This window comes from Rahnella inusitata (genome assembly GCF_965118895.1).
GTDB lineage: Bacteria > Pseudomonadota > Gammaproteobacteria > Enterobacterales > Enterobacteriaceae > Rahnella > Rahnella inusitata_A.
This window is the reverse complement of sequence record NZ_CBCPJJ010000027.1, coordinates 18,695-43,488: the sequence shown is the minus strand read 5'-3', so window position 1 is coordinate 43,488 and position 24,794 is coordinate 18,695. Positions and strand designations below refer to the sequence as shown.

General features: G+C 51.4%; 25 protein-coding genes. 20 read left to right on the top strand and 5 right to left on the bottom strand.

All coding sequences use genetic code 11. From position 1 onward, the window contains the following. Window positions 1-262 precede the first annotated feature (262 nt). The 9 genes from ACMHLI_RS21740 (at window position 263) to ACMHLI_RS21700 (ending at window position 10,923) form a co-directional block, all read left to right on the top strand. Complete coding sequence (locus ACMHLI_RS21740) at window positions 263-1,486, top strand: MFS transporter (RefSeq protein ID WP_413531276.1); 1,224 nt, start codon at window positions 263-265, stop codon at window positions 1,484-1,486. A gap of 808 nt (window positions 1,487-2,294) precedes the next feature. Beyond that, window positions 2,295-2,726, top strand: coding sequence for an OsmC family protein (locus tag ACMHLI_RS21735; protein WP_413531275.1), 432 nt, complete (start codon window positions 2,295-2,297; stop codon window positions 2,724-2,726). A gap of 199 nt (window positions 2,727-2,925) precedes the next feature. After that, entirely contained in the window at window positions 2,926-3,831 is a 906-nt protein-coding gene (locus ACMHLI_RS21730) for a LysR substrate-binding domain-containing protein (protein WP_413531274.1), read from the top strand. A gap of 155 nt (window positions 3,832-3,986) precedes the next feature. Continuing rightward, window positions 3,987-5,450: a gamma-aminobutyraldehyde dehydrogenase gene (locus tag ACMHLI_RS21725; protein ID WP_413531318.1), complete on the top strand. Its 1,464-nt coding sequence runs from the start codon at window positions 3,987-3,989 to the stop codon at window positions 5,448-5,450. A 36-nt stretch (window positions 5,451-5,486) separates the two neighbouring features. Beyond that, window positions 5,487-6,644, top strand: coding sequence for a putative ABC transporter substrate-binding protein YdcS (gene ydcS, locus ACMHLI_RS21720; RefSeq protein WP_413531273.1), 1,158 nt, complete (start codon window positions 5,487-5,489; stop codon window positions 6,642-6,644). 74 nt (window positions 6,645-6,718) lie between these two features. Continuing rightward, on the top strand, window positions 6,719-7,741 hold the full coding sequence (locus ACMHLI_RS21715) for an ABC transporter ATP-binding protein (protein WP_413531272.1): 1,023 nt from the start codon (window positions 6,719-6,721) through the stop codon (window positions 7,739-7,741). A gap of 15 nt (window positions 7,742-7,756) precedes the next feature. Further along, window positions 7,757-8,689, top strand: coding sequence for an ABC transporter permease (locus ACMHLI_RS21710; protein ID WP_413531317.1), 933 nt, complete (start codon window positions 7,757-7,759; stop codon window positions 8,687-8,689). Next, on the top strand, window positions 8,679-9,485 hold the full coding sequence (locus tag ACMHLI_RS21705; RefSeq protein ID WP_413531271.1) for an ABC transporter permease: 807 nt from the start codon (window positions 8,679-8,681) through the stop codon (window positions 9,483-9,485). The genes ACMHLI_RS21710 and ACMHLI_RS21705 overlap by 11 nt, the downstream gene beginning before the upstream one ends. Before the next feature lie 16 nt (window positions 9,486-9,501). After that, the gene (locus tag ACMHLI_RS21700; protein WP_413531270.1) at window positions 9,502-10,923 is read left to right on the top strand and encodes a gamma-aminobutyraldehyde dehydrogenase; all 1,422 of its coding nucleotides are present in this window, start codon (window positions 9,502-9,504) and stop codon (window positions 10,921-10,923) included. A gap of 80 nt (window positions 10,924-11,003) precedes the next feature. Here the strand turns inward: ACMHLI_RS21700 and ACMHLI_RS21695 are convergent, their stop codons facing one another. From ACMHLI_RS21695 to ACMHLI_RS21680, 4 genes are all read right to left on the bottom strand, one after another. Continuing rightward, complete coding sequence (locus ACMHLI_RS21695) at window positions 11,004-11,366, bottom strand: hypothetical protein (RefSeq protein WP_413531269.1); 363 nt, start codon at window positions 11,364-11,366, stop codon at window positions 11,004-11,006. A gap of 300 nt (window positions 11,367-11,666) precedes the next feature. Then, window positions 11,667-12,266: a tellurite resistance methyltransferase TehB gene (gene tehB / locus ACMHLI_RS21690; RefSeq protein ID WP_413531268.1), complete on the bottom strand. Its 600-nt coding sequence runs from the start codon at window positions 12,264-12,266 to the stop codon at window positions 11,667-11,669. A gap of 200 nt (window positions 12,267-12,466) precedes the next feature. After that, window positions 12,467-12,994, bottom strand: coding sequence for a GNAT family N-acetyltransferase (locus ACMHLI_RS21685; protein ID WP_413531267.1), 528 nt, complete (start codon window positions 12,992-12,994; stop codon window positions 12,467-12,469). Window positions 12,995-13,022: 28 nt separating this feature from the next. Further along, complete coding sequence (locus tag ACMHLI_RS21680) at window positions 13,023-13,937, bottom strand: LysR family transcriptional regulator (protein ID WP_413531266.1); 915 nt, start codon at window positions 13,935-13,937, stop codon at window positions 13,023-13,025. A 117-nt stretch (window positions 13,938-14,054) separates the two neighbouring features. Between ACMHLI_RS21680 and ACMHLI_RS21675 the strand changes: the two genes are divergently transcribed. The 10 genes from ACMHLI_RS21675 (at window position 14,055) to chbG (ending at window position 23,283) form a co-directional block, all read left to right on the top strand. Then, window positions 14,055-15,431, top strand: coding sequence for an MFS transporter (locus ACMHLI_RS21675; protein WP_413531265.1), 1,377 nt, complete (start codon window positions 14,055-14,057; stop codon window positions 15,429-15,431). Continuing rightward, the gene (locus ACMHLI_RS21670; protein ID WP_413531264.1) at window positions 15,428-15,817 is read left to right on the top strand and encodes a DUF4440 domain-containing protein; all 390 of its coding nucleotides are present in this window, start codon (window positions 15,428-15,430) and stop codon (window positions 15,815-15,817) included. Before ACMHLI_RS21675 ends, ACMHLI_RS21670 begins: the two co-directional genes overlap by 4 nt. Window positions 15,818-15,865: 48 nt before the next feature. After that, window positions 15,866-16,924 (top strand): type IV toxin-antitoxin system AbiEi family antitoxin, encoded by a 1,059-nt coding sequence (locus ACMHLI_RS21665; RefSeq protein ID WP_413531263.1) that lies wholly within the window; start codon window positions 15,866-15,868, stop codon window positions 16,922-16,924. After that, on the top strand, window positions 16,878-17,690 hold the full coding sequence (locus tag ACMHLI_RS21660; protein WP_413531262.1) for a nucleotidyl transferase AbiEii/AbiGii toxin family protein: 813 nt from the start codon (window positions 16,878-16,880) through the stop codon (window positions 17,688-17,690). Before ACMHLI_RS21665 ends, ACMHLI_RS21660 begins: the two co-directional genes overlap by 47 nt. 317 nt (window positions 17,691-18,007) lie before the next feature. Then, a complete protein-coding gene (locus ACMHLI_RS21655) occupies window positions 18,008-18,328 on the top strand; it encodes a PTS sugar transporter subunit IIB (RefSeq protein WP_112163995.1) in 321 nt (106 codons plus the stop codon). 126 nt (window positions 18,329-18,454) lie between these two features. Next, entirely contained in the window at window positions 18,455-19,813 is a 1,359-nt protein-coding gene (gene chbC / locus ACMHLI_RS21650; RefSeq protein WP_413531261.1) for a PTS N,N'-diacetylchitobiose transporter subunit IIC, read from the top strand. A gap of 62 nt (window positions 19,814-19,875) precedes the next feature. Next, window positions 19,876-20,223, top strand: coding sequence for a PTS N,N'-diacetylchitobiose transporter subunit IIA (gene chbA / locus ACMHLI_RS21645; protein ID WP_413531316.1), 348 nt, complete (start codon window positions 19,876-19,878; stop codon window positions 20,221-20,223). Window positions 20,224-20,237: 14 nt separating this feature from the next. Further along, entirely contained in the window at window positions 20,238-21,074 is an 837-nt protein-coding gene (gene chbR, locus ACMHLI_RS21640; RefSeq protein WP_413531260.1) for a transcriptional regulator ChbR, read from the top strand. A 62-nt stretch (window positions 21,075-21,136) separates the two neighbouring features. Continuing rightward, the gene (locus ACMHLI_RS21635; RefSeq protein WP_413531259.1) at window positions 21,137-22,480 is read left to right on the top strand and encodes a 6-phospho-beta-glucosidase; all 1,344 of its coding nucleotides are present in this window, start codon (window positions 21,137-21,139) and stop codon (window positions 22,478-22,480) included. A gap of 44 nt (window positions 22,481-22,524) precedes the next feature. Next, on the top strand, window positions 22,525-23,283 hold the full coding sequence (gene chbG, locus ACMHLI_RS21630) for a chitin disaccharide deacetylase (RefSeq protein ID WP_413531258.1): 759 nt from the start codon (window positions 22,525-22,527) through the stop codon (window positions 23,281-23,283). Between the two features lie 54 nt (window positions 23,284-23,337). On the opposite strand, the gene ACMHLI_RS21625 is transcribed toward chbG, so the two are convergent. Continuing rightward, window positions 23,338-23,754 carry a winged helix-turn-helix transcriptional regulator gene (locus ACMHLI_RS21625; RefSeq protein WP_413531257.1) on the bottom strand — a complete coding sequence of 139 codons (417 nt, stop codon included), beginning with the start codon at window positions 23,752-23,754 and terminating at the stop codon, window positions 23,338-23,340. A 119-nt stretch (window positions 23,755-23,873) separates the two neighbouring features. On the opposite strand from ACMHLI_RS21625, the gene ACMHLI_RS21620 reads away from it, so the two are divergent. After that, the gene (locus ACMHLI_RS21620) at window positions 23,874-24,728 is read left to right on the top strand and encodes an SDR family oxidoreductase (RefSeq protein WP_413531256.1); all 855 of its coding nucleotides are present in this window, start codon (window positions 23,874-23,876) and stop codon (window positions 24,726-24,728) included. The last annotated feature ends 66 nt before the right edge of the window (window positions 24,729-24,794 follow it).

Sequence of the window (24,794 nt, the reverse complement as noted above, 5' to 3'; positions counted from 1 at the left end):
TCTCACTTAAAAGGTTATCGCACTTACTTAGTTACAACATACTTTATACGTGGAAACATTTCCTGATCGAGTTATCAGGATGTGCCCTGCAAATCTGCGGCGCGGATCCCTCTGTAAGCCGCACAGCAGGCGGGAACTGGCTTAGTCCAATTCGCCATGAGTCATAACATAACGGTCATGAGTAAACATCTTGACCGGGTGACGCCGATCACGTTTTATGGCATCCGGACAACTCCTGATTCACCTGCAAAGGCCAATAATAATGACTGAGTGCGCATCGCCGGACACCCGGCCACACACTTCTGCTTTCCGCCGATGGCTGGCGGTCTTTTCACTTGCCTGCGGCACCTTCGTGCTGGTCAATACCGAATTTCTGCCGATTGGTTTGCTTTCGCCCATCGCCCGATCGCTTGGCGTAACAGAGGGGCACGCGGGTCTTACGGTGATGCTGCCGGGGCTGATTGCCGCGATTTCTGCGCCGCTTATCATGCTGTTCGCCAGGCGTATGGATCGCCGTAAGCTGCTGTTATTGCTCTCCGCGACGGTGATTATTGCTAACGGTATTGCCGTGATGGCTGAATCCTTCAACGTTTTGCTGATCGGACGCATTATTCTTGGCGTGGGTGTCGGCGGATTTTGGTCATTTGCCATCCCGTCCGGGCGCAGGCTGGTGCCGGAAGAGCAGGGCGCACGGGCGATTTCGTTGATAACCGCCGGTGTGGCGGTGGGTACGGTGGCTGGTGTACCAGCCGGGGCATTTATCGGCGATCTCTTCGGCTGGCGAATGGCGTTCACCCTGAATTCGGCGCTGGCGCTGGTATTCTTCGTATTGCAGTGGATTGCCTTACCGCCGCTTCCCGCTCAGCAATCCATCGGGCTGCGCGCCATGCTCGGCGTAATAAAAGTGCCCGGTATCCGCTTTGCGTTAATCATCGGCGTGTTTATGGCCGGCGGCCATTTTGCGGCCTACACCTATCTTGAGCCCTGGCTGCGTTTCGACTTGCAACTGTCAGCCAGTGATATTTCGTTGTTGCTGATGGGATACGGGATTGCCGGGCTATTTGGCACGTTAACGTCCGAATTCACCGTGCGTGAGTTCGGCGTGAAGCGGGCGTTCATGTTGAACATGTTATTGCTCAGCGTGTCGGTGCTGGTGTTATCGCTGTTTCCTGTACCGCTGGCGGTGGCCAGCGCGCTGGTGATCCTGTGGGGGCTGGCGTTTGGCGCATTGCCCGTGTGCCTGAATATCTGGACTTATCAGGCATCACCCGCCCTGTTTGAAACCGGTTCTGCGCTGCTGGTCTGCGTATTCCAGACGTCGCTGGCGCTGGGCGCTTTGTTCGGCGGGGTGCTGGCAGATAACGCCGGCGTCAGCAGCGCTTTTCTGCTCGGCGGCGGGCTGACCTTACTGGCTGCTATCACTATTCTCCTGTCGCGTCCGCAGCCCGCTCAGTTGCGTGAGACTGAAGATAGCGTGAGTTCTTAACAGGAAATGTTTCCACGTATACGCTGGGGTATTATTTAACCGGTTAGTGCCGGTTAAAATTGATACAAAGCAAAGACAAAGTACTTTTATTAATTTTATTATTCGCCTGATTTGAAGTCCGCTGCTACTTTCTAAGAATTAGCAAAAAAAATGACGGGAGGGCGTTAAATGAAAGTGCTGAAAAATGAAACAGACTATATTTCCTGGATGTTCGACAACTACTTTCAGCTGTCTAAGGCTACCGTGTCGCCTTTAATGAGTGATGCAGAGATCAGGGAGGTACTTAAGTAACTGCATCCTGAATCGTTCCCCTGTATAGGGTATTTGACTTTATCTACAAGTGGTTGTTTATATGAAGTAAATTATATCTCACGAGAGATGGTATCAGAGTGGGCGGTGGAACTTGAGATAAAGTAATCGCACATTGTTATCAGTCCTGTATCCTCTAAAAAGAAGGTCTGGGGAGTCTTCCCCGGCCTTTTTTTGCATTTGTGCTGACAGCGGCAACCTCACGTTATCCCCTTTTTTGAGAAAGATGCTCGCATTAAAAAACAACAGTTATCGTCAGGTTTTCATTTCTGGAATAGTCTGATTCCGATTCTCAATTCTATTATGATCATGAAATCTCGTAATCATAAGATCCTGTGATCTATTTTAAATAAGACCCTTAAAAGCGCGTTATCCCCCGAAATCTGAAAGAGTGTTTCAGTTGTCTATTTTTCCACCTCTAGGAAAGTTCTGTTTTGGCACTGTAACCTGAAACAGCATCTATACTTAGTTCGAATGTAAAACTAATCGGAGGAAAACAATGACTATTCATAAGAAAGGTCAGGCACATTGGGAAGGCGATATTAAACACGGAAAAGGTTATATCTCTTCTGAAAGTGGCGCACTCAAAGATCAGCCATACGGTTTCAACACCCGCTTTGAAGGTAAACCCGGCACTAACCCGGAAGAGCTCCTCGGCGCAGCCCATTCCGCCTGCTTCTCAATGGCACTGTCATTGATGCTCGGTGAAGCAGGGCACACCCCTGAAAGCATCGACACTGTCGCAGATGTGTCGCTCGATAAAGTCGAGGGTGGCTTTGCTATCACTAAAATCGCGCTCGACAGCACCGTAAAACTGCCGGGTATCGATAAAGATAAGTTTGATGAAATCATCAAAGCGGCGAAAGCCGGTTGTCCGGTTTCCAAAGTGCTTAACGCGGAAATCACCCTGGCGTATAAGCTGGAAAACTGATCGGCTTTGTCTGAATCAGGCGCTGCCAATATTAAGCCATGCAAAGTTTGCATGGCTTTTGTGTATCTGCTCCCAAATATTCAATCCTTTATTCCGCCGGTTTGACAAAAAATCCCCGTTTGCCTTAACTCAATCATTCCCATAAACCGAATGCATACCGCATGAGTTCGGTTTTTTGTTGAGATGATGAGATGACCCTATGCTGACCCTCCGCCAGATCCGCCATTTTATTGCCGTTGCTGAAACCGGTTCGATTTCCGCTGCGGCGCAAGCTTCGTTTGTCTCCCAGTCCTCGCTGACGCAGGCTATTCAGCAGCTGGAGGTCGAAACCGAAGCGCGACTGTTTGACCGTCATGCTAAAGGAATGACGCTCACCCATCAGGGGCATCAGTTTTTGCGCCAGTCTTATCTGATCCTTGCAACGGTGGATAACGCCAAACGCAGCCTGCAAATGGGGACTGAAAGCGTCACCGGACAGATCACGCTCGGCGTGACCAGTCTGGTGGCCGGGTATTTTTTGGTGGATTTACTCAAACAATTCAATGCCTATTACCCGAATGTGGAAGTCAAAGTTGTCGAGGACGAACGCCAGTACATCGAACATTTGCTGGTCAGTGGCGAAATTGATATCGGCGTCTTGATCCTTTCAAATCTGGAAGATCGCGATGCATTGCAGACAGAAGTGCTGACCCATTCTTCCTATCGCCTGTGGCTGCCGCCGCTGCACCCGCTGCTGGAGCGCGAAAGTATTTCTCTGGCGGATATCGCCAGTGAGCCGCTGATTCAGCTCAACGTCGATGAGATGGAAAAACATGCCCAGCGGATGTGGGCGCGGGCAGGATTGAAACCTAATATTGCGATGAAAACGGCGTCGACCGAAGCGGTGCGCAGCCTGGTGGCCGCCGGTCTGGGTGTCTCGGTACAGCCGGACATGGCCTACCGCGCGTGGTCGCTGGAAGGAAACATGATCGAAGCCAGTAAGCTGGAAGATTCTATCGAACCGCTGGATATCGGGCTGGCCTGGCGTCGTGGCAGTGCGCGGCCTGAACTGGTGACACCGTTTCTGACCATCGCGCGCGAAAACAGCGCCAAACGCAAACCCTGATACCCGTGCATTCGGTTTATCCGAACGCTGCCTTCAGTAATTGCTATTTGTTGCCCTCAGTGAAATTACCTAATGTGAATGCAATGTGTTTTCTTGTTACGTCCCGATAACAATTACATGAATTAAGGATGATTCTCGAAACTGAGGGTTGTGTGATGTCGGATGCTGAGTTCGTTGCTGGTTTCTCTGAAAAACATGTGATCAATGGCGACCTTTTGCACGGTGAGGGCGCAACGCAGAATATTTTCAATCCTGCGACCGGCGAAGTCATTGCCGAAGTCGCCGAAACCTCACTGGCTCAGGTCGCTCATGCGGTTAACGCCGCCAATTCTGCCTTCTACCGCTGGTCGCGCACCACTCCCGCCGAACGCGCTACCGTGCTTTTACGTATCGCTGATGCCATCGAAAAACAGACGCAGTCGCTGGCGCAGCTTGAAGCCATCAACTGCGGCAAACCGCTGCATCAGGCATTGAAAGATGACCTCCCGGCGGCAATTGATGTTTTTCGCTTTTTCGCCGGTGCGGTGCGCTGTCAGCAGGGGCAACTCTCCGGTGAGTATTTGCCGGGCCATACCTCCATGGTACGCCGCGATCCGCTTGGCGTGGTGGCGTCAATTGCGCCGTGGAATTACCCGCTGATGATGTCTGCGTGGAAAATTGCTCCGGCGCTGGCTGCGGGCAATACCGTGGTATTCAAACCTTCCGAACATACCCCGCTGAGCATTCTCGCGCTGCTGCCCGCCTTGCAGGACATCCTGCCGCCCGGTGTTTTGAACGTGATTACCGGCAGCGGCGAAGGCGTTGGCAATGCGCTGGTTAGTCATCCTCATGTACGCCTGATTTCCCTTACCGGCGACATCGTCACCGGCCAGCGCATTTTGCAGGCCGCCGTCAAAACGGTGAAACGCACGCATCTTGAGCTGGGGGGTAAAGCGCCGGTGATCGTGTGCAATGACGCCGATATTGATGACGTGGTTCAGGCTGTCAGTACCTGGGGATATTACAACGCCGGGCAGGATTGCACGTCAGCCTGCCGCGTTTATGCGCAGGCCGGGATCTACGAGCGGCTGGTGGAAAAACTGGGCGAGGCGGTTTCGCAATTGTCATTCGCCAGAAAAAATGACAGTGACAACTTTATGGGGCCGCTGATCAGCGCCCGGCAGCGGGACCGTGTTTCAAGCTTTGTCGAACGGGCGCTGAGCCAGCCGCATATCGAACGTATCACCGGCGCGGCCTCGCACTCCGGCCCCGGATTCTTTTATCAGCCAACGCTGCTGGCGGGCTGTCTGCAAAGCGATGAAATCGTGCAGCGCGAAGTCTTCGGGCCGGTGGTCAGCGTGACCCGTTTCGACACCATCGATCAGGTTGTTAACTGGGCCAACGAATCCGAATACGGCCTGGCGTCATCGGTATGGACGCAAAATATCGATTTAGCGATGCAAATCTCAACGCATCTGCAATACGGCACCACCTGGATTAATACGCATTTTTCTTTAGTCAGTGAAATGCCCCACGGCGGATTAAAACGCTCCGGGTATGGCAACGATCTTTCCAGTTATTCGTTACAGGATTACAGCGTAGTCAGACACATTATGGCGAAGTTCAAACCACAATTCTAATAACAGAAAAATACGACGACAGGACAGGGGTAACTCATGAAAATATTATCGCGTAACAGAAAGTTTTCTGCTGTTTGTTTGGGGCTGCTCAGTTTTTTAAATACCGCTATCGCCGCAGAAACCCTCACAAGTATTGGTAAAGGCGAAGGCCAGTTAAATATAGTCGCCTGGCCGGGATATATTGAGCGCGGCGAAAGTGACAAGAATTATGACTGGGTGACGCAATTCGAAAAACAGACCAGCTGCAAAGTGAATGTCAAAACAGCGGCGACGTCGGATGAAATGGTCAGCCTGATGGCGAAGGGCGGTTACGATCTGGTGACGGCGTCGGGCGATGCCTCGCTGCGTCTGATTTATGGCAAGCGCGTGCAGCCGATTAACCCGGCGCTGATCGCCAACTGGAAGAGTATCGACCCGCGTTTACTCAAAGGTGAATGGTTTAACGTCGGCGGAAAAGTCTACGGCACGCCGTATCAGTGGGGGCCTAACCTACTGATGTACAATACCAAAACGTTTCCGACTGCGCCTGACAGCTGGTCGGTGATTTTCGTCCCGCAAAATCTGCCTGACGGTAAACCCAATCAGGGACGTGTACAGGCCTACGACGGACCGATCGCCATCGCCGACGCCGCGCTGTATCTGAAAAGTACGCAGCCTGATCTTAAAATCGAAGATCCGTATCAGCTCAACGAAACACAGTATCAGGCCGCGCTGAAACTGCTACGCGGCCAGCATCCGCTGATCCACCGTTACTGGCACGACGCTTCCGTGCAGATGAGTGATTTCAAAAATGAAGGCGTGGTAGCCAGCAGCTCCTGGCCCTATCAGGCCAACGCCCTGAAAGGTGAGAAACAACCCATCGCCACCGTCTTCCCGAAAGAGGGGGTCACCGGCTGGGCAGATACCACCATGCTGGCTGCCGACGCTGAACATCCGAACTGCGCTTATCAGTGGATGAACTGGTCGCTTGAGCCGAAAGTGCAAGGTGACGTCGCCGCGTGGTTCGGTTCCGTGCCAAGCGTTCCGGCTGGTTGTAAAGCCAGCCCGTTATTAGGCGCGGAAGGTTGTGAAACTAACGGCTTTAATAAATTCACAGCAATTTCATTCTGGAAAACACCGCAATCAGAAGGCGGAAAATATGTCCCCTACAGTAAATGGACGCAAGACTACATAGCAATAATGGGCGGTCGCTAAATACGCGTCATCCTTTGAGCCGTCTGTGCGTTGGCTGTGTCCGCGTATTCTAAAATGATATTCAGGAGTTAACTATGCCCGCCGTGCAATTTATTAACGTTTCCCGTTTATACGGAGAAACAAAAGCCGTCGATAATGTCTCGATTGATATTCAGGACGGCGAATTCTTTTCCATGCTGGGGCCTTCCGGCTCCGGAAAAACCACCTGCCTGCGGTTGATCGCCGGCTTTGAAACGCTGACATCAGGATCCGTGCGTATTCATGGTAAAGAAGCCTCACAGCTTGCGCCCTATGAGCGGGATGTGAACACCGTGTTTCAGGATTATGCCCTGTTCCCGCACATGACCGTGCTGGAAAACGTGGCGTATGGCCTGATGGTGAAAGGCGTGGGTAAAAAAGAACGCAATATCCGGGCGATGGAATCGCTGGAGCGGGTGGCGCTCGGCTTTACCGCAGCACGTAAACCGGCGTTTTTGTCCGGCGGACAACGTCAGCGTGTGGCGCTGGCGCGCGCGCTGGTGAATCAGCCGAGTGTTTTATTGCTTGATGAACCGCTCGGTGCGCTGGATTTAAAGTTACGAGAGCAGATGCAGGGGGAGCTGAAAAAGCTGCAGCGCGAGCTGGGCATCACCTTCATCTTCGTGACGCATGATCAGAGTGAAGCCCTTTCGATGTCCGACCGTGTGGCGGTATTCAACAATGGCCGCATCGAACAGGTCGATACCCCGCGTGAGCTTTATCTCAGTCCCCGTACCGCGTTTGTGGCGCAGTTTGTCGGTACTGCAAATGTGCTGACTTCCGATCTCTCTCTCAAAATTACCGGCGTATCCGGCAGCCGCTCTATTCGTCCTGAGCATATTCGTCTTGCCACACAGCCGCTGGCAGAAAGTCATGCGGTTCAGGTCAACGCCATCCTTAAAGACATTCATTTTCAGGGCGCGGCGACACGCTACGAACTGGCTTTGGAAGGGGGCGAAAAGCTGTTCGTCAGCGAACCCAACAATCTTGCGGCCAGCGCGCAGACCTCGTACCGGCAGGGTCAGCCTGTCGTGGCGAGCTGGGACAGAGATGCAATGGTTGCGCTGCTTGAGGGCTAAACGATGGATATCAGTATGACTCCTTACGAGAAGCGCGCCCGTCGTGGCCGTGCGCTGATAACGTATCTGCATCACCGACCGGGATTTTATCTGGCCCTGCTGCTGGTCCCCCCGCTGCTCTGGTTCGGCGCAATTTACTTAGGCTCGCTGTTTGCGCTGCTGTGGCAGGGTTTATACACCTTTGATGACTTCACCATGACGGTGTCATCGACGCTGACCACGGCCAATATCCGCGCGCTGTTTGACCCGGTAAATGCCGACATTATTGTCCGCACGGTAACCATGGCGCTGCTGGTGTCATTTTTCAGCGCGGTGCTGGCGTTTCCGATTGCGTATTACATGGCGCGTTATATCACCGGCAAGAAAAAAGCGTTCTTTTATGTCGCGATCATGCTGCCGATGTGGGCGAGTTACATCGTCAAAGCCTATGCCTGGACGCTGCTGCTTTCCAAAGGTGGCGTGCTGCAATGGTTCCTTGAACATCTCGGGCTGGAACCGCTGCTTTCGGCGATGCTGAGCCTGCCGGGCGTCGGCGGCAATACGCTGTCGACCTCAGGGATTGGGCGCTTTTGGGTGTTCGTCTACATCTGGCTGCCGTTTATGATCCTGCCGATCCAGGCCGCGCTGGAGCGCCTGCCACCGTCGCTGCTTCAGGCCTCTGAAGATCTTGGTGCGAAACCGTGGCAGACGCTGCGCTACGTGATCTTCCCGCTGGCCGTTCCGGGTATTGCCGCAGGCTCGATCTTTACTTTTTCGCTGACGCTGGGTGATTACATTATCCCGCAGCTGGTGGGGCCGCCGGGGTATTACATCGGCAATATGGTCTATTCACAACAGGGTTCGATCGGCAACATGCCAATGGCCGCCGCGTTCACGCTGGTGCCTATCGTGTTGATTGCCTTGTACTTGTCGATGGTCAAACGGCTGGGAGCTTTCGATGCACTCTAAACGCGCACCCTGGTTACTCAAACTCTCCGCGTGGGGCGGGCTGGTTTTCCTGCACTTTCCGCTGCTGATTATCGCGGTCTACGCCTTTAACACTGAGGACGCGGCGTTCAGTTTCCCGCCGAAGGGCTTCACGCTGCACTGGTTCGCAGTGGCGGCGGGGCGTCACGACATCCTCGATGCTATCTGGCTCTCGGTACAGATCGCCTGTTACGCGACTATCATCGCGATGGTACTCGGTACGCTGGCGGCTGCGGCGCTGTATCGCCGTAACTTCTACGGCAAAAACAGCATCACATTACTGTTTATGCTGCCGATTGCCTTGCCGGGGATCATCACCGGGCTGGCGTTGCTCAACGCGTTTCATGCCGCGCAAATTGAGCCGGGAATGCTGACCATCGTTATCGGACACGCCACCTTTTGCATGGTGATTGTCTATAACAACGTGATCGCGCGCTTTCGCCGCATCACGCACAGCCTGATTGAAGCTTCTATGGATTTAGGCGCCGACGGCTGGCAGACCTTTCGCTACATCATTTTGCCGAACCTCAGCACTGCGCTGCTGGCGGGTGGAATGCTGGCGTTCGCGCTGTCTTTCGATGAAATCATTGTCACGACGTTTACCGCCGGACACGAACGCACCTTGCCGATCTGGCTGCTCAATCAGCTGGGCAGGCCGCGCGAAGTGCCGGTGACTAACGTTGTTGCGCTGTGCCTGATGGTGCTCACCATGATCCCAATTCTGGGCGCGTGGTATCTCACAAGAAATGGGTCGGATGTGGCCGGTGACGGCAAATAATAATAAGGAAAAACTGATGCAAACGAACATGTTGATCAATGGTGAGCTGGTTGCCGGTGAAGGCGCGTCATTACCGGTTTTCAACCCGCATACGGGGCAGGAAATAGTACGTCTGGCGCAGGCCAGTGAAAAACAAACCACGCAGACCGTCGATCTGGCGCATAACGCCTTTACCGAATGGGGCCAGACCACGCCGAAAACCCGCGCCGAGCTGCTGCTGGCGCTGGCGGATCGCATCGAAGAAAACGCCGAAGCGTTGGCCAAACTGGAATCGCTCAACTGCGGCAAACCTTATCATCTGGCACTTAATGATGAGCTGCCGGCGGTGGTGGATGTCTTCCGCTTCTTTGCGGGCGCCAGCCGTTGTCTGAATGGATTAGCGGGCGGGGAATATCTCGCCGGACATACGTCGATGGTGCGCCGCGATCCGCTCGGCGTGGTGGCCTCTATTGCGCCGTGGAATTATCCTCTGATGATGGCCGCGTGGAAAATCGCCCCGGCGCTGGCGGCGGGTAACTGCGTGGTGATCAAACCTTCAGAAATCACGCCACTGACTGCGCTGAAGCTCGGTGAACTGGCGCGCGATCTCTTTCCGGCAGGTGTGCTTAATGTGCTGTTTGGCGACGGAAAAACCGTCGGTAATGCGCTGACGCATCACGATAAAGTGCGAATGATTTCCTTGACCGGTTCCGTAGCCACCGGTGAGAAAATTGTCGCGCAAGCCACCAGCGGTATCAAGCGCACGCACATGGAGCTGGGCGGCAAAGCACCGGTGATTGTTTTCGATGATGCGGATATCGCTCAGGTAGTCGAAGGGGTGCGCACCTTCGGTTTCTACAACGCCGGACAAGACTGCACCGCCGCCTGCCGTATCTACGCGCAAAAAGGCGTTTATGCACGTTTGGTCACGGCGCTGGGCGAAGCTGTATCCACAATTAAACTCGGCACCGGTGAAACCAGTGAAATGGGCCCGCTGGTTTCGGCTGCACATCTGGAGCGGGTCGAGGGATTTGTGCGCCGGGCAAAAGAGCGCGCACATATTCAGGTTGTCACGGGCGGGGAGCGCGTCAGCGGCGAGGGCTATTATTTCCAGCCGACGTTACTTGCCGGTGCGCGTCAGGAGGATGAAATCGTACAGCGCGAAGTGTTTGGTCCGGTAGTCAGCGTGACGGAGTTCGATACCGAAGAACAGGTTCTGACCTGGGCGAATGAATCAAACTACGGGCTGGCATCCTCTGTCTGGACGCAGAATATTGGCCGTGCGCACCGTCTCAGTGCCCGCCTGCAATACGGCTGCACCTGGGTCAATACGCACTTCATGCTGGTCAGTGAAATGCCGCACGGCGGCCAAAAACAATCCGGCTACGGAAAAGATATGTCGATGTACGGGCTGGAGGATTACACCGCAATCCGCCATGTGATGTTTAAGCACACGTAATCAGAGCGCTGTTTCTACACATCATTCTTTGAAATGAAACAGGGAGCCTTAGGCTCCCTGTATTCTTAAAATGCGATGTTTTATGCCGACGCGGACGTGGCAATTTTTTTGCGGGCAATATCAATAAAGAGAATGCTGGCAGCAAAAGATATCCCCGCACCAATGATAATAGTGAGCAGATAGGAGGTGAGATAATTATATTCTTTATCAATTAATGTGAGTTGTTCTGAGATTAAATCAATATTATCAATGACGTAACCTCGGGCAACATACAAGCCGCACCAGAAGGCGCTAAAGGCAATCAGGCAGGTATAACAAACATAACTGAATTTCCTATCAATATATTCAAGGTAAAATTTAGGGTCTGAATACGCCATTTTGAGCAGGCCTAAAAAACACCCCAGATAAATACCAATTAACCACTTCATGATGTCCCAGTTCATACGACTCTCTGAATGCTGCCGCTGCCGGCATTGAAAAATAAAAAATTAAACGATGCTCAGACGCCCTTTTTACGAGGGATGAACATGGTCACCAAACCCTTAACAATCTGATTTTATTTGGTTTTATCTGAGGTGAAGCGCCGTATTATCACACCCCGCCAACATTCTGGCAAGAATGATGACGCAACCGCACCCATGATTTTGCCTGCAAAGAGTGACCGGGTTTGCCAGGTAATGCAGAGGGGGAATATTTGACTGGAAAACAGCGGGCTGACGGAGATGTCGTCAGCCCTGTAAACGTTAAATTTTCTTCGCTAAAAGCGTCGCAAATCTCAGCTTGTAACGGTTGCCGTTTTGATCGCGTTTATGCAATTCGCCGACATCTTCATTGTATTTCACGATTTCCCATCCGCGATAGTAGTCACGCAGTTCTTCCGGTTTGAAGGTGAATGGGAAGGGCAGCGGACAAGGATAATCCGGGCTATCCATAGCCGCGACGATCAGATTATAACCGCCGGTTTTTGTTGCGGCGTGCATGTCTTCGATAATATGCGGGATGCTGTTGCGCTCGAGAAACATCATCACTACGGTAGAAAAGATGAAATCATAGTCGCCGCTGAAACGGTGCGCGTTAAGATCCTGCTCGCTGATGTCAATATTGTGCAGGGACTCTGCCGCAATAATCTCCTTCACTTTGGCAACGCTGAGCGGATTGTTATCCCAGCCCGTCACATCAAACCCTTTAAGATTCAGATACAGCGAATTTCGTCCGCTTCCACATCCAAGATCCAGCGCCTTTCCGGGCTGAACAGAGTTGGCTGCGTTGATGATTTCTGAATGGGTGCGGGACAGGCCGTATTTTTCGGCGTAGTAATCTTCTGACGCGGGCTGCTGTGTCATTCCCTGTTTTCCTCACAAGTTGAATCGAATGGCGGTGATTATCCTCCTAAATACGCAGGGCGCTATTACTCTTAATGATGACTCAGTGTGCGAGGCCGCCATCGCGTGGTGGAACTGGCCCGTGGAGAAGATTTCGCGCAATCTGTCGCTGATCTTTTCCGGGTGTGTCCGGGCGCTGGTTTCTTGCGAGTAAATGCGCTTTACCGGTAAGCTCTTCTGTCAGTTTGCCGGTAAAGATAACTGCCAACGCCGTGAACCGGATCGCCCTGAAAACCGACCTTTTGCATTCCGATTTTCTCCAGAACGCGCTGTGAGGCCAGATGATTTTCGCGCACGGTGGCTGAAATCTGCGCCAGCCCCAACCGTTCAAAGCCCGCATTGAGCGCCGCGCTGGCAAATTCAGTCGCAAATCCCTTTCCCCAGACTGCTTTCGCCAGCCGGTAGCCGAGAAATACCCGGTGATTATCGTAACCTTCGCGGACACTCAGCCCGCCAAACCCAATGATTTCCTCCGGATGACTGTGCAACGCAACCGCCCAGTGCCCGTGGCCGTAAGTTGGCCATTCCGGCAACCAGCCGCTGAGCTTGTCTCGCGCGAATTCCAGGTTCGGATAAGGACCACGCGGATTAAACTCATTGGTCTGCGGATCGCCGTAGATAGCAAAGAGTGAATGAACGTCAGTGTCCGCAACCGGACGAAGCAATAGCCGGGATGTCTCAATGATCATAATGAACGTTTTCCTCCTGTTACCTGAGTTAAATCTTAGCCGGAGTGGTTGAGTCCGCCATCCTCTCTCGCAAAAAATCAATAAACCGTCGCACCTTTTCCGGCACGTGGCGGGTATTGGGGTAGAGCGCAAAAATACCCTGGGGCGGAAAATGGTGATCGGGTAGCAAATGGCACAAGCGACCGGCGTCGATTTCCGGCTGTACCAGCCAGTCCGGCAGCAGCGCGACACCGGTATCATGCAGCGCAAAAGCGAGCAACGCGCAGGCGCTGTCAGCGGCAATGACCGGTGGCGTATCGACCCGAAAGGGGAGGGTAGCGCCCTGATTGTCGGTTATCTTCCAGCTCATCGGCAGAGGAAGGCGACTGTGGGCAATCCATTTCAACTGCGCCAGTCTTTTGGGCGTGGCGATCGTTCCTGCTTGCCGGAGAAAGGCGGGTGAGGCGACCGGCAAAATACCAAACTGGCCGAGCGTGGCGGCGTGATGGTTTGAATCCTCCAGATGTCCCAGGCGGACAGCCAGATCAAACCGTCCGCTGATCAGATCATCATGATGAGAAGAGGCAACATGCTGGACCCGCAGTTGCGGATGCAATGCGGCAAAAGCCGACAGCGCCGGTACGACCACCCGCGCGCCATACTCTGATGTACTGGTGATGCGTAACTGACCGCTCAGGCCGCAGTGATCGCGACGCACGTCGTCGAGCACGGCTTCGGCTTCCTGTAACAACAACTGACAGCGCTGAAAGAAGCGCTCACCGGCTTCGGTCAGCGCTACTCGCCGCGTGCTGCGGGTGAGCAGCGAAACGCCCGTTTCACTTTCCAGCAATTTCACATTGAAACTCACCACCGCTTTAGTGAGCCCCAGTGACGCAGCCGCACCGGTGAAACTTCCTGCTGTAGCGACGGCGACAAAAATCTCCAGTCGTTGCAAATTCAACATTGTCGTGCACCTGATTGTCAAAATAATTTTGACAGTGTAACCCTGCGCCGTGCGTATATCCCGCAAAAATTATCCGCTACATTCCCGGCCTGACAGATGAAAGTGGAATTTATAAGTATGAATTATCGAACGCGCGTGGCCGTGGTGTATCTGCTCGGTTTCTTTGTCGATTTGATCAATATGTTTATCGCCAACGTGGCGTATCCCGGCATCGCGCGGCATTTCCAGGCGCCGGTCAGTGCGCTGGCGTGGGTCAGCACCGGGTACATTCTCGGGCTGACGCTGGTTATTCCGCTCAGCCGCTGGCTTGCCGCGAGGTTCGGCGCACGCAGAATATTCATCGTTTCGCTGGTCATCTTTATGCTCGCTTCACTGGGGGCTGGCGCCGCCGGAAGCCTGATGTCACTTATCGTGTGGCGAATTGTGCAGGGGCTGGGCGGCGGATTACTGATTCCAATCGGACAGACTCTCACCTATGCCCTCTTTCGCAGCCATGAGCGCGCCAGACTTTCTGCGATGATCATGCTGGTCGGTCTGCTGGCTCCGGCATTATCACCGGCGTTCGGCGGTATGATTGTTGACAGTTTCAGCTGGCGCTGGGTGTTCGTTGTCAGCCTGCCACTGGTGATGCTGACGTGGATTCTGGCCCTTTTCTGGTTACGTGATGAAGAGGTTAGGGAACCCGCCGGACGTTTTGAACTGTCAGGTTTTATGCTGGCCGGAGCAGCGCTGGCATTGATATTACCCGGACTGACGCTGCTCGGTGAAACATGGGATGTTGCGACGGGCGTCGTTTTATTGCTTTGCGGGTTGATCCTGATGACGATGTTTGTGCGCAAATCATTACATCAGTCGCGACCTCTGCTGGAGTTAAAGCTGATAAAGGATCCGCTGTTGCGAACCGCTATGCTTATCTATCAGTGTATTCCAGGCATTTTTACCGGTATCAGTCTGATTGCCATGCTGTACCTGCAACAGGAACTGCATTTTTCTGCCGCGCAGGCGGGCGGGCTGATGGTGCCATGGTCGCTGGCCTCGTTTGTAGCCATCAGCGTAACCGGCAAGGTGTTTAACCGCGCGGGGCCGCGTGCATTATTCATTCCCGGATGCCTGATTCAGGGCACGGGTATAGGTTTTCTGGCGGCGCTCAGCCTGACACCACAGCCGTGGCTGGCCGTTATCGCTTTCTCGCTGATGGGATTTGGCAGCAGTATGTGCAGCAGTACTGCGCAAAGTTGTGCATTCCTGCAGGTCCAGCCGAAAGAGTTGGCTGATGCCAGTGCGCTGTGGAATATCAACCGCCAGCTCAGTTTTTGTCTCGGCGTGACAGTCGTAAGCGTCATGCTTAACGTTTTGCAGGTTTATATCCCGCAGCACGCTTACCGGCTGAGCTTTATTATCGCCGCTGTCAGCGTGTTGTTGCCGGTGATGTTATGCCTGAAATTGCCTGGCCGTGAGATTGTTCAGGCATTCAAGCTAAAGGAAGAAAAATGAATCGTTATATCAAAGAAGTATTCGATGCCCACGAGCTGATCCAGCGTTGGTTTAGTGATGCCACGGCGCCGCAAAGCGTTTGTGACGAACTCCTGGCACGTTTTAGCCCGGCATATTCCATGGTGACACTGACTGGTCACCCGCTGGATTTTCAGAAACTATGCGAATTTTTCGCCGCACAGCGTGGAGCTAAAGCCGGTTTACAAATTGACGTCGGGCAGCCTGTGTTAATTGCCGAGAGCGCACAGCATGGCGTGGTGACCTATCAGGAGCGCCAGCAATTGCCGGGACAGGCGGCAACATTGCGATATTCAACGGTTGTGTTCGAGGCGGACGCACAGGGAAACCTGTTATGGCGGCATTTGCATGAGACGGCGGCAGGGTAAGCAAAGTGTCTTTGCTATGTACATTTTGTTCATGATATGGTTTTGTTCATGAATCACGAACTGAAACGCGGCGTGAACAAAATGAACAGAATGACCGAAAATAGCGGTGAAAGATTGCTGGCACTTGTCACTGAGAATCTCGCTGACGGGCTCAAATTACAATATGAACATAATCCTCTTCAAGGGAGGTCTGAACCTTACGGATGGGCAACAATAGCAACACCTGATGGCAAAACGTTTCGCTTCCAGTTGGAGACAAAGTGGATCCATCGTAAAGAGACATTGATCGCGTTGCGTGAACGTATGGCACACTTGACACAAGATATGCCTGTATTACTTATTTGTAATAGGTTGACGCCTGCGTTGGAAGAATACTGTCACAAACATCAGTTAAATTTTTTGGATACGGCAGGTAATGCCCGGATCCAGACATCCGGTTTATATATTCTTGTTAAAGGCAGAGTAGAGAAAAAAACAATTAGTGCAAAATCACGCTTTGCAGAAGGCGTGATGAAATTACTTTTCGTTTTGCTGACTCGTCCTGACATGCTGAATCAAAACTATCGTGATATTGCTGCTCAATCAGGTATATCTCTGGGAATGGTGAGTAAGGCATTTGATTTTCTCGAGGCACAAAAATATCTTCGCAGAGCAAATAAGGAACGTAGGTTAATGAATATTGAGGAGCTTGAGATATTATGGCTTCGCGATTATGCAACGTCGCTTCGCCCAAAGCTGTCGAGCATAATATTAACCGCACCAGAGGACTGGCAGGAGGTGTGCTTGTTATCTGGCGAGTTCTGGAGCGGGGAAGTCGCTGCTGTGCAGTTAAGTGAGGGTTATCTGATACCGGAAAACGGAATAATCTTCACACCCTACTCGTTATTGCAGCGACGTCGTGAACTGGCTTTGAGACCAGAGAAAAATGGAAAGCTACAATTGTTTTCCAGTTTTTGGGGGCATGAATTTGCCATCAATCAAAAAGCGCAAGTGATGTTATGTATAGCAGAACTCCTGGCGAGCGTTGATGATCGAAATAAAGAAACGGCGAGAATAATAAATGGCAAATATCTGCAGCTTAACGAATCCGCTCTCTTCAGTTACTGAAACACTGTTGACCCAGATCAGCCAGGTCTGTTTAGAACAAAAGATCCCTTTTTTTATTGCCGGGGCAACGGCTCGCGAGATTTTGCTACACCATGTCCATGGCAAAAGCATTGGACGCAGAACACGGGATATAGACATCGCTATTTTCGTTGACGAATGGCGGTTGTTTGACCTTTTGAAGAAAAGTATGTCAGCCAGAGGAGCAATTGAAGATAAGAAAAGTCATCACAGGATGTACTGGCAGCATGTAGAATTGGACATCATTCCCTTTGGTGGTATTGCGCAAGAAAATCAGATTTTCTGGCCTCCGGACAGAGAGATTATTTTGTCCGTTGATGGATTTACTGAGGTATTTGCTTACGTTATACCGGTCAAATTGGATAACGCAGTCGTTATTCCTTTCTGTTCATTGCCTGGTCTTACCTTGCTCAAACTTTTCGCGTGGCGCGATCGCGGCCACGCCACTGCAAAGGATGCAGCCGATCTTTACAAGATCATCACTGAATATGGCGCAATTGAAGATGCGCGACTTTATGAAATGCCAGTGGAGGGTGAAAATTATGGCTGGGATCCCGTTAGGATGGGTGCGGGTTTATTGGGGCATGATATCGCGAGTATGAGTTCGAATGAATCCACCGACGCACTAAGGCAACTGGATAAAGAAAAGCTTATTGACGCTATAGTAAGGGCTGTACCTTCAGAAGCGACCGATAAAATAGTGCAACTTGTAGACGATTTATGGTCTGGAATTTTTGCCCAAATCTAACGGGTTGACCCCTGACCATTAAGCGTCGGTATGGCTCGCGGACATCATTTCCAACATAGATCCCTACACACGTTACAACAGACTCTCTTATTTCCCATCACGAATTATTTGCCCGAAATGTGAAGGGAGTCATAAGCGATGGTCAAGGAGAGACGATTTTCTGTCTGGTAAAATTATCCCCCTCTGAAGTGATGCCGTATACTCCCTACAAGCAGAGACAATCAGCATTCTATCTACATCGTTTTTGCACCCGCAATTGTCGGCAAAGCAGGATCTCTTGTCGGACCTGCAATCACTTAGGATATGAGGGTTTCGTTATGGATAAGAAAGTCATCTATTTGTTTTGTTCCGCAGGAATGTCTACCTCCTTGCTGGTTTCCAAAATGAAAGTCGTGGCTGAGAAATACGAAGTGCCGGTCATTATTGAAGCATTCCCCGAAACGCTGGCGGGCGAGAAAGGGGGTGCGGCTGATCTGGTGCTTCTCGGTCCGCAAATTGCTTATATGTTGCCTGAGATTCAAAAAGTATTACCGGGTAAACCTGTCGAAGTGATTGATTCAGTCATGTACGGAAAAATTGATGGGCTGGGCGTGCTGAAAGCTGCCGTCGCGTCTATCAAGAAAGCTGCAACTGCGTAATGTACGACCTTGCTTTATTTTGTTTTAAATTTTTGTATTAGCTTTTATTTAAGTCAAAGAGAAATCCAGTCAAAGAGCGAATTTCATACCCTGGCCGCCGGATGGCGGCATTAAAGGAAAAATCGAATGAGTAAAGCTATTGATTCCCTGGAAAAGATATTACTTCCTTTTGCCGTCAAAATTGGTAAACAACCCCATATAAATGCCATTAAAAATGGTTTCATCAAATTAATGCCGCTGACCCTTGCCGGGGCCATGTTCGTTTTAATTAATAATGTATTCCTTAATTTTGGCGACGGTTCTTTCTTTTATTCTTTGGGGGTGCGTTTAGATGCCTCAACGATTGAGTCGCTGAACGGTTTAAAAACAATCGGTGTGAATGTCTACAACGGGACATTAGGAATAATGTCGCTGATGGCGCCGTTCTTTATCGGTATGGCCATGGCGGAAGAACGTAAAGTAGACTCGTTGTCAGCAGGTCTGCTGGCCGTCGCTGCTTTCATGACCGTGACACCTTACAGCGTCGGTGAAGCTTACGCGGTAGGAGCGAACTGGTTAGGCGGCGCGAATATCATTTCCGGTATGCTTATCGGTATCGTCGTCGCTGAAATGTTCGCTTTTATTATTCGCAGAAACTGGGTGATTACTTTACCAGCAAGCGTTCCCACTTCTGTCGCGCGCTCATTCTCCGCATTAATTCCGGGTTTTATTATCCTGTTTATTTTCGGGGTAATTTCCTGGCTGCTAGGATTATACGGTCATAACTTCCACCAGATTATTATGGACTCCATCTCTAAGCCTCTGGCGTCGATGGGCAGCGTCGTGGGCTGGGCTTACGTCATTTTCAACTCCCTGTTGTGGTTCTTTGGTGTGCACGGTTCACTGGCGCTGACTGCGCTGGACAACGGCATCATGACCCCCTGGGCACTGGAAAACATTGCTCTCTACACCGAATATGGCTCAGTAAGTGCGGCAATTGAAGCGGGTAAAACCTTCCACTTCTGGGCCAAACCGATGCTCGATTCCTACATCTTGCTGGGCGGTTCCGGTGCGACGCTGGGTCTGATTATCGCGATTTTCATCGCGTCACGCCGTGCGGATCACCGTCAGGTGGCAAAACTGGCGCTGCCTTCCGGCATCTTCCAGATTAACGAACCGATTCTGTTTGGTCTGCCGATTATCATGAACCCGGTGATGTTTATTCCGTTCGTTCTGGTTCAGCCGATTCTGGCGGCTATCACGCTGGCGGCTTATACCATGGGTATTATTCCGCCGGTGACTAACCTCGCACCCTGGACGATGCCAACCGGTCTCGGTGCCTTCTTTAACAGTAACGGCAGCATCGCTGCATTGTTAGTTGCGTTGTTCAATCTCGGGATCGCCACGCTGGTGTATATGCCTTTCGTCATACTCTCTAACAAGGCGCAGGCGATTATCGAAGAAGAAGAGAGCGAAGAAGATATCGCCGCAGCACTGAAATTCTAATCTGAACCGGTGCAGGGCGGGTTTACCGCCCTGAGTTTTACCGCAATCACGGAGAGATAATGATGATTGATTTAGACAGCATCACTGATACGCAAGACGACATGCAGGAACTTGAAGAAGTAGTAATGGGGTTAATAATTAACTCCGGGCAGGCCCGCAGTCTGGCTTACAGCGCACTAAAAAAGGCCAAAGAAGGCGATTTTGAACAGGCCAAAGCGTTAATGGACCAGTCCCGTCTTTCGCTCAATGAAGCGCATCTGGTGCAAACCAAACTGATTGAAGACGACATGGGCGAAGGAAAAATGAAAGTCAGCCTGATTCTGGTTCACGCTCAGGATCATCTGATGACATCTATGCTCGCGCGCGAGTTAATCACGGAACTCATTGAGCTTCACGAGAAAATAAAATAACGTAGGAAGCCATAATGCAGCCACCGGTACTGAGTATGGAAATCAAGACAGCACGCGAAAATCAACTCTTCGACGGTCAGAATTTCCATATGTTTATCTACAACAAAGTAGAAAGCATTTCCGGGCTGCATGAGCATGACTACTATGAATTCACGGTCGTACTGACTGGCCGGTATTATCAGAATGTGAACGGGAAAAGGGTGCTATTAGAACGCGGCGATTTTGTTTTTATCCCGCTCGGTTCGAATCATCAAAGCTTTTATGAATTTGGCGCGACGCGGATATTAAACGTTGGGATCAGCAAAGCATTTTTTGAACAGCACTATTTATCTTTATTACCTTCACATTTTGTCGCGTCACAAGTGTATAAAATTAAGACTGAGTTTCTGACCTATATTGAATCGGTGATTGCTTCTCTGAATTTCCGCAATGGGGAGTTCAATGCATTTCTGGAAATGGTGACGTTTTATATCGTCAACCGCTTACGTCACCACAGGGAATCTGAAGCCACAACGGATGCGCCAGTCTGGCTGAAGGCGGCCATTGAAAAAATGCATGATAAAGCGCAGTTCGGTGAAAAAGCATTATCGAACATGGTGGAATTGTCCGGTAAGTCACAGGAATATCTGACCCGCGCCACACAACGACATTACGGCATGACGCCCATGCAGATTATCAATGAAATCCGGATTGATTTTGCGAAAAAGCAGCTTGAGATAACTAACTATTCGGTCACGGATATTGCATTTGAATCCGGATATAGCAGCCCGAGTATGTTTATCAAGAACTTTAAAAAGCTGACATCATTCACACCGAATCACTATCGAAAGAAATTATGCAGTATTAATTAACTCTTAACCTTAAATTAATTTCTGTATTCATTTGCAGTGCAATAGATTGCACGGGAGTTCCTATGAGCAAAAAACTGAAAGTCGTCACTATTGGTGGCGGGAGCAGCTACACCCCGGAATTACTGGAAGGCTTTATTAAGCGTTATGATGAATTGCCGGTTTCCGAATTATGGCTGGTGGATGTCGAAGGCGGAAAAGAAAAGCAGGACATTATTTTCGACCTTTGCGTGCGCATGGTCAAACGCGCAGGCGTTCATATTGAAATACATAAAACCCTGAACCGCCGCGAAGCGCTAGTGGATGCTGACTTCGTCACCACGCAGCTGCGCGTAGGTCAGTTAAAAGCACGCGAACTCGATGAGCGTATTCCGCTGAGCCACGGCTATTTGGGGCAAGAGACCAACGGTGCAGGGGGCTTATTCAAAGGGCTGCGCACTATTCCGGTCATTTTCGATATCATCAAAGACGTCGAAGAAATCTGCCCTAATGCCTGGGTGATTAACTTCACCAATCCGGCGGGCATGGTCACCGAAGCGGTCTTCCGTCATACAAAATTCAAAAAATTCATCGGCGTATGTAACATCCCTGTGGGCATGAAAATGTTCATTCAGGATGTACTTAAACTCGCACCGCAGGACGATTTATCCATCGATCTTTTCGGTCTCAATCACATGGTGTTTATCAAAGATGTGATAGTTAACGGTGAGTCGCGCTTTGCTGAGTTGCTCGACGGCGTGGCGTCCGGTCGGCTTACCGCCGGTTCGGTCAAAAACATCTTTGATTTACCGTTCAGCGAAGGGCTGATCCGCTCCCTGAACCTGCTGCCGTGCTCGTATCTGCTGTATTACTTCAAACAGAAAGAGATGCTGGCGATTGAAATGGGCGAATTCTACAAAGGCGGCGCGCGCGCAACCGTGGTGCAAAAGGTTGAGAAACAGCTGTTTGATCTCTATAAAGACCCCGAACTGAGCGTAAAACCGAAAGAGCTTGAGCTGCGCGGCGGCGCGTATTATTCCGATGCGGCGTGCGAAGTGATCAGCGCCATTTACAACGATAAACAAACCGAGCAGTACGTTAACTTCCCTCACCACGGGCACATTGACAATATTCCTGCCGAATGGGCTATCGAAATGACCTGCACCATCGGGCGTAACGGTGCGACGCCTCATCCACGGTTGACCCACTTTGATGATAAAGTCCTGGGGTTAATTCACACCATTAAAGGCTTTGAAATCGCGGCCAGCGAAGCGGCGCTCAGCGGCAAATTCAACGATGTGTTGCTGGCGCTGAACCTCAGCCCGCTGATCCATTCCGACAAAGATGCTGAAATTCTGGCGCGTGAAATGCTGCTGGCCCATGAAAAGCATCTGCCTAACTTTGCAGAAGCCATCGCGGCGCTGAAATAACCCGTCTGCCTTCCCGTAAGGGAGGGCAATGCCAAGGGGAAAAAATGGATAAATTACTGATCGTTAACGCCGATGATTTCGGGCTTTGCAAAGCGCAAAACTACGGCATTATCGAAGCATTCAGAAACGGCGTTGTCACCTCCACCACGGCAATGATGAATGCCGGTGGCGTTGAACATGCCGCCGCACTGAGTGCTGCGAACCCCAATCTTGCGGTAGGAATGCACTTTGTTCTGACGCTCGGAAAGCCCTTGTCGCCGATGCCAAAACTGGTGCGAAACGGCGAGCTGGGCAAGTGGATCTGGGAGGTAGCGGAGAAGGGCGCGTTACCACTCGATGAAATTGCGCAGGAGCTTAAGTGCCAGTTTGTGCGCTTTAACGAAATTTTTGGCCGCAAGCCGACGCACATCGACAGCCATCACCACGTCCATATGATTGCGCAAATCTTCCCGATTGTGGAAGCCTTTGCGAATGAGCAGGGCATTCCGGTGCGTATTGACCGCGAGGATCTTCGCAAAGGTGAAATCACGCTAAAGGGTGCGCGAAGTACGCAGGGTTTTGAAAGCGGATTTTATGGCGATGCGATTTCAGAAACACTCTTTCTGGAAATGCTGGACAGCGCGCTGAAACGTGGCGATTCCTCGCTGGAGATCATGACCCATCCGTCGTTTATCGATAATACGATCCTGGCGAGTAAATACTGTTATCCCCGCCTCGCCGAGCTGGATGTACTGACCTCGCTGACACTGAAAGAGGCGATTGCGGAACGCGGATTCCGGCTCGGGAACTTTAAGGATCTCTGAGTTACCAATACGAAAAACGACAAAGGCCAGAATGAATATTCTGGCCTTTGTGAATCATTCCTCGCCCACCACCCGCAGACTGCGCTGTTTCATCACGCGGTGAATATTGGATTCCAGCCAGTTGGCGAGCCCGGATATTTGGTCTTTTACCTCAATCCCAAGCGGTGTCAGGCGGTACTCAACGTGAGGCGGTACCACCGGAAATGAACGACGATCGACAAACCCATCTTCTTCAAATGACTGTAACGTCTGCGCCAGCATTTTCTCACTGATGCCACCCACTTTGCGGCGCAGCTCGCTGAACCGCAGTGTCTCTTCGCTCAGGGCTATCAGCACCAGTAAACCCCAACGGCTGGTAATGTGACGCAAAATCTCCCGTGAGGGGCAGTTAGGATCGAGCACTTCTCCGCGACGGATTTGTTCGGTGAGCGGTAATTTCCCGGCGGGTTGATCGGACGAAATTATTTTCATACTTACCTTTAGGTGCGTACTTACGAAAAGAAAGTATATCGCATAGGATGTTTCAACGGCGACGCTTTTAGCGCCTTTCAGAACATAAATCTCGTGTCTTAAACTTTTGGAGAAAAAACATGATTGCAATTACCGGTGCCACCGGCCAGCTTGGTCGCCTTGTTATCGCTGCGTTGTTAAAAAAAGTCCCGGCGAATCAGATTATTGCTGCCGTTCGTAGCCCTGAAAAAGCCAAAGAGTTAGCGGATTTAGGTGTTGAATTGCGTCAGGCGGATTACAGCCAGCCTGCAACGCTCGACAGCGCCTTCAAAGGCGTGGAAAAAGTGCTGCTGATTTCCTCAAGTGAAGTGGGCCAACGTGAAGCGCAACATGGCGCCGTGATCGCTGCGGCGAAGCGTGCAGGCGTGAAACTGCTGGCTTACACCAGCCTGCTGCATGCAGATAAAAGCCCCCTGGGTCTGGGCGTAGAACATCGCGCAACCGAAAAAGCCTTAAGCGAATCTGGCCTGCCCTTCGTGTTACTGCGTAATGGCTGGTACACCGAAAACTATGCGGCGAGCATCGCACCGGCGCTGGCGCACAATGCCTTTATTGGTGCGGTGGGTGAAGGGCGTATTTCCTCTGCGGCACGTCAGGATTATGCCGAAGCTGCGGCGGTGGTACTGAGTCTGGATAATCAGGCGGGGAAAGTGTACGAACTGGCGGGTGACGAGTCTTATTCGCTGGCAGAATTCACGGCCGAAATTGCGCAGCAGTCAGGCAAAAAAGTAGATTACATCAATATGAGCCAGACAGAGTTCGCCAATGCGTTAAAAGGTGCTGGTCTGCCGGACTGGCTGGCGGAGATGCTGGCAGATTCTGATGCAGGCGCAGCGAAGGGCGCGCTGTTTGATGATTCTCATACATTGAGCAAGCTGATTGGTCGCCCGACAACGCCGGCAAAAGAAGTGATTGCTGCCACGCTTAAAAATTAATGAATAACGCATTGTAGTAAAAATTGTTTCCGGCCTGTTAACGTTGTGCTTAACAGGCCGTTTGTC

Coding starts and splice junctions, on each gene's coding strand:
- ACMHLI_RS21740 (WP_413531276.1), top strand. CDS start 263: ATGACTGAGTGCGCATCGCCGGACACCCGGCCACACACTTCTGCTTTC.
- ACMHLI_RS21735 (WP_413531275.1), top strand. CDS start 2,295: ATGACTATTCATAAGAAAGGTCAGGCACATTGGGAAGGCGATATTAAA.
- ACMHLI_RS21730 (WP_413531274.1), top strand. CDS start 2,926: ATGCTGACCCTCCGCCAGATCCGCCATTTTATTGCCGTTGCTGAAACC.
- ACMHLI_RS21725 (WP_413531318.1), top strand. CDS start 3,987: ATGTCGGATGCTGAGTTCGTTGCTGGTTTCTCTGAAAAACATGTGATC.
- ydcS (WP_413531273.1), top strand. CDS start 5,487: ATGAAAATATTATCGCGTAACAGAAAGTTTTCTGCTGTTTGTTTGGGG.
- ACMHLI_RS21715 (WP_413531272.1), top strand. CDS start 6,719: ATGCCCGCCGTGCAATTTATTAACGTTTCCCGTTTATACGGAGAAACA.
- ACMHLI_RS21710 (WP_413531317.1), top strand. CDS start 7,757: ATGACTCCTTACGAGAAGCGCGCCCGTCGTGGCCGTGCGCTGATAACG.
- ACMHLI_RS21705 (WP_413531271.1), top strand. CDS start 8,679: ATGCACTCTAAACGCGCACCCTGGTTACTCAAACTCTCCGCGTGGGGC.
- ACMHLI_RS21700 (WP_413531270.1), top strand. CDS start 9,502: ATGCAAACGAACATGTTGATCAATGGTGAGCTGGTTGCCGGTGAAGGC.
- ACMHLI_RS21695 (WP_413531269.1), bottom strand. CDS start 11,366: ATGAACTGGGACATCATGAAGTGGTTAATTGGTATTTATCTGGGGTGT.
- tehB (WP_413531268.1), bottom strand. CDS start 12,266: ATGACACAGCAGCCCGCGTCAGAAGATTACTACGCCGAAAAATACGGC.
- ACMHLI_RS21685 (WP_413531267.1), bottom strand. CDS start 12,994: ATGATCATTGAGACATCCCGGCTATTGCTTCGTCCGGTTGCGGACACT.
- ACMHLI_RS21680 (WP_413531266.1), bottom strand. CDS start 13,937: ATGTTGAATTTGCAACGACTGGAGATTTTTGTCGCCGTCGCTACAGCA.
- ACMHLI_RS21675 (WP_413531265.1), top strand. CDS start 14,055: ATGAATTATCGAACGCGCGTGGCCGTGGTGTATCTGCTCGGTTTCTTT.
- ACMHLI_RS21670 (WP_413531264.1), top strand. CDS start 15,428: ATGAATCGTTATATCAAAGAAGTATTCGATGCCCACGAGCTGATCCAG.
- ACMHLI_RS21665 (WP_413531263.1), top strand. CDS start 15,866: ATGAATCACGAACTGAAACGCGGCGTGAACAAAATGAACAGAATGACC.
- ACMHLI_RS21660 (WP_413531262.1), top strand. CDS start 16,878: ATGGCAAATATCTGCAGCTTAACGAATCCGCTCTCTTCAGTTACTGAA.
- ACMHLI_RS21655 (WP_112163995.1), top strand. CDS start 18,008: ATGGATAAGAAAGTCATCTATTTGTTTTGTTCCGCAGGAATGTCTACC.
- chbC (WP_413531261.1), top strand. CDS start 18,455: ATGAGTAAAGCTATTGATTCCCTGGAAAAGATATTACTTCCTTTTGCC.
- chbA (WP_413531316.1), top strand. CDS start 19,876: ATGATTGATTTAGACAGCATCACTGATACGCAAGACGACATGCAGGAA.
- chbR (WP_413531260.1), top strand. CDS start 20,238: ATGCAGCCACCGGTACTGAGTATGGAAATCAAGACAGCACGCGAAAAT.
- ACMHLI_RS21635 (WP_413531259.1), top strand. CDS start 21,137: ATGAGCAAAAAACTGAAAGTCGTCACTATTGGTGGCGGGAGCAGCTAC.
- chbG (WP_413531258.1), top strand. CDS start 22,525: ATGGATAAATTACTGATCGTTAACGCCGATGATTTCGGGCTTTGCAAA.
- ACMHLI_RS21625 (WP_413531257.1), bottom strand. CDS start 23,754: ATGAAAATAATTTCGTCCGATCAACCCGCCGGGAAATTACCGCTCACC.
- ACMHLI_RS21620 (WP_413531256.1), top strand. CDS start 23,874: ATGATTGCAATTACCGGTGCCACCGGCCAGCTTGGTCGCCTTGTTATC.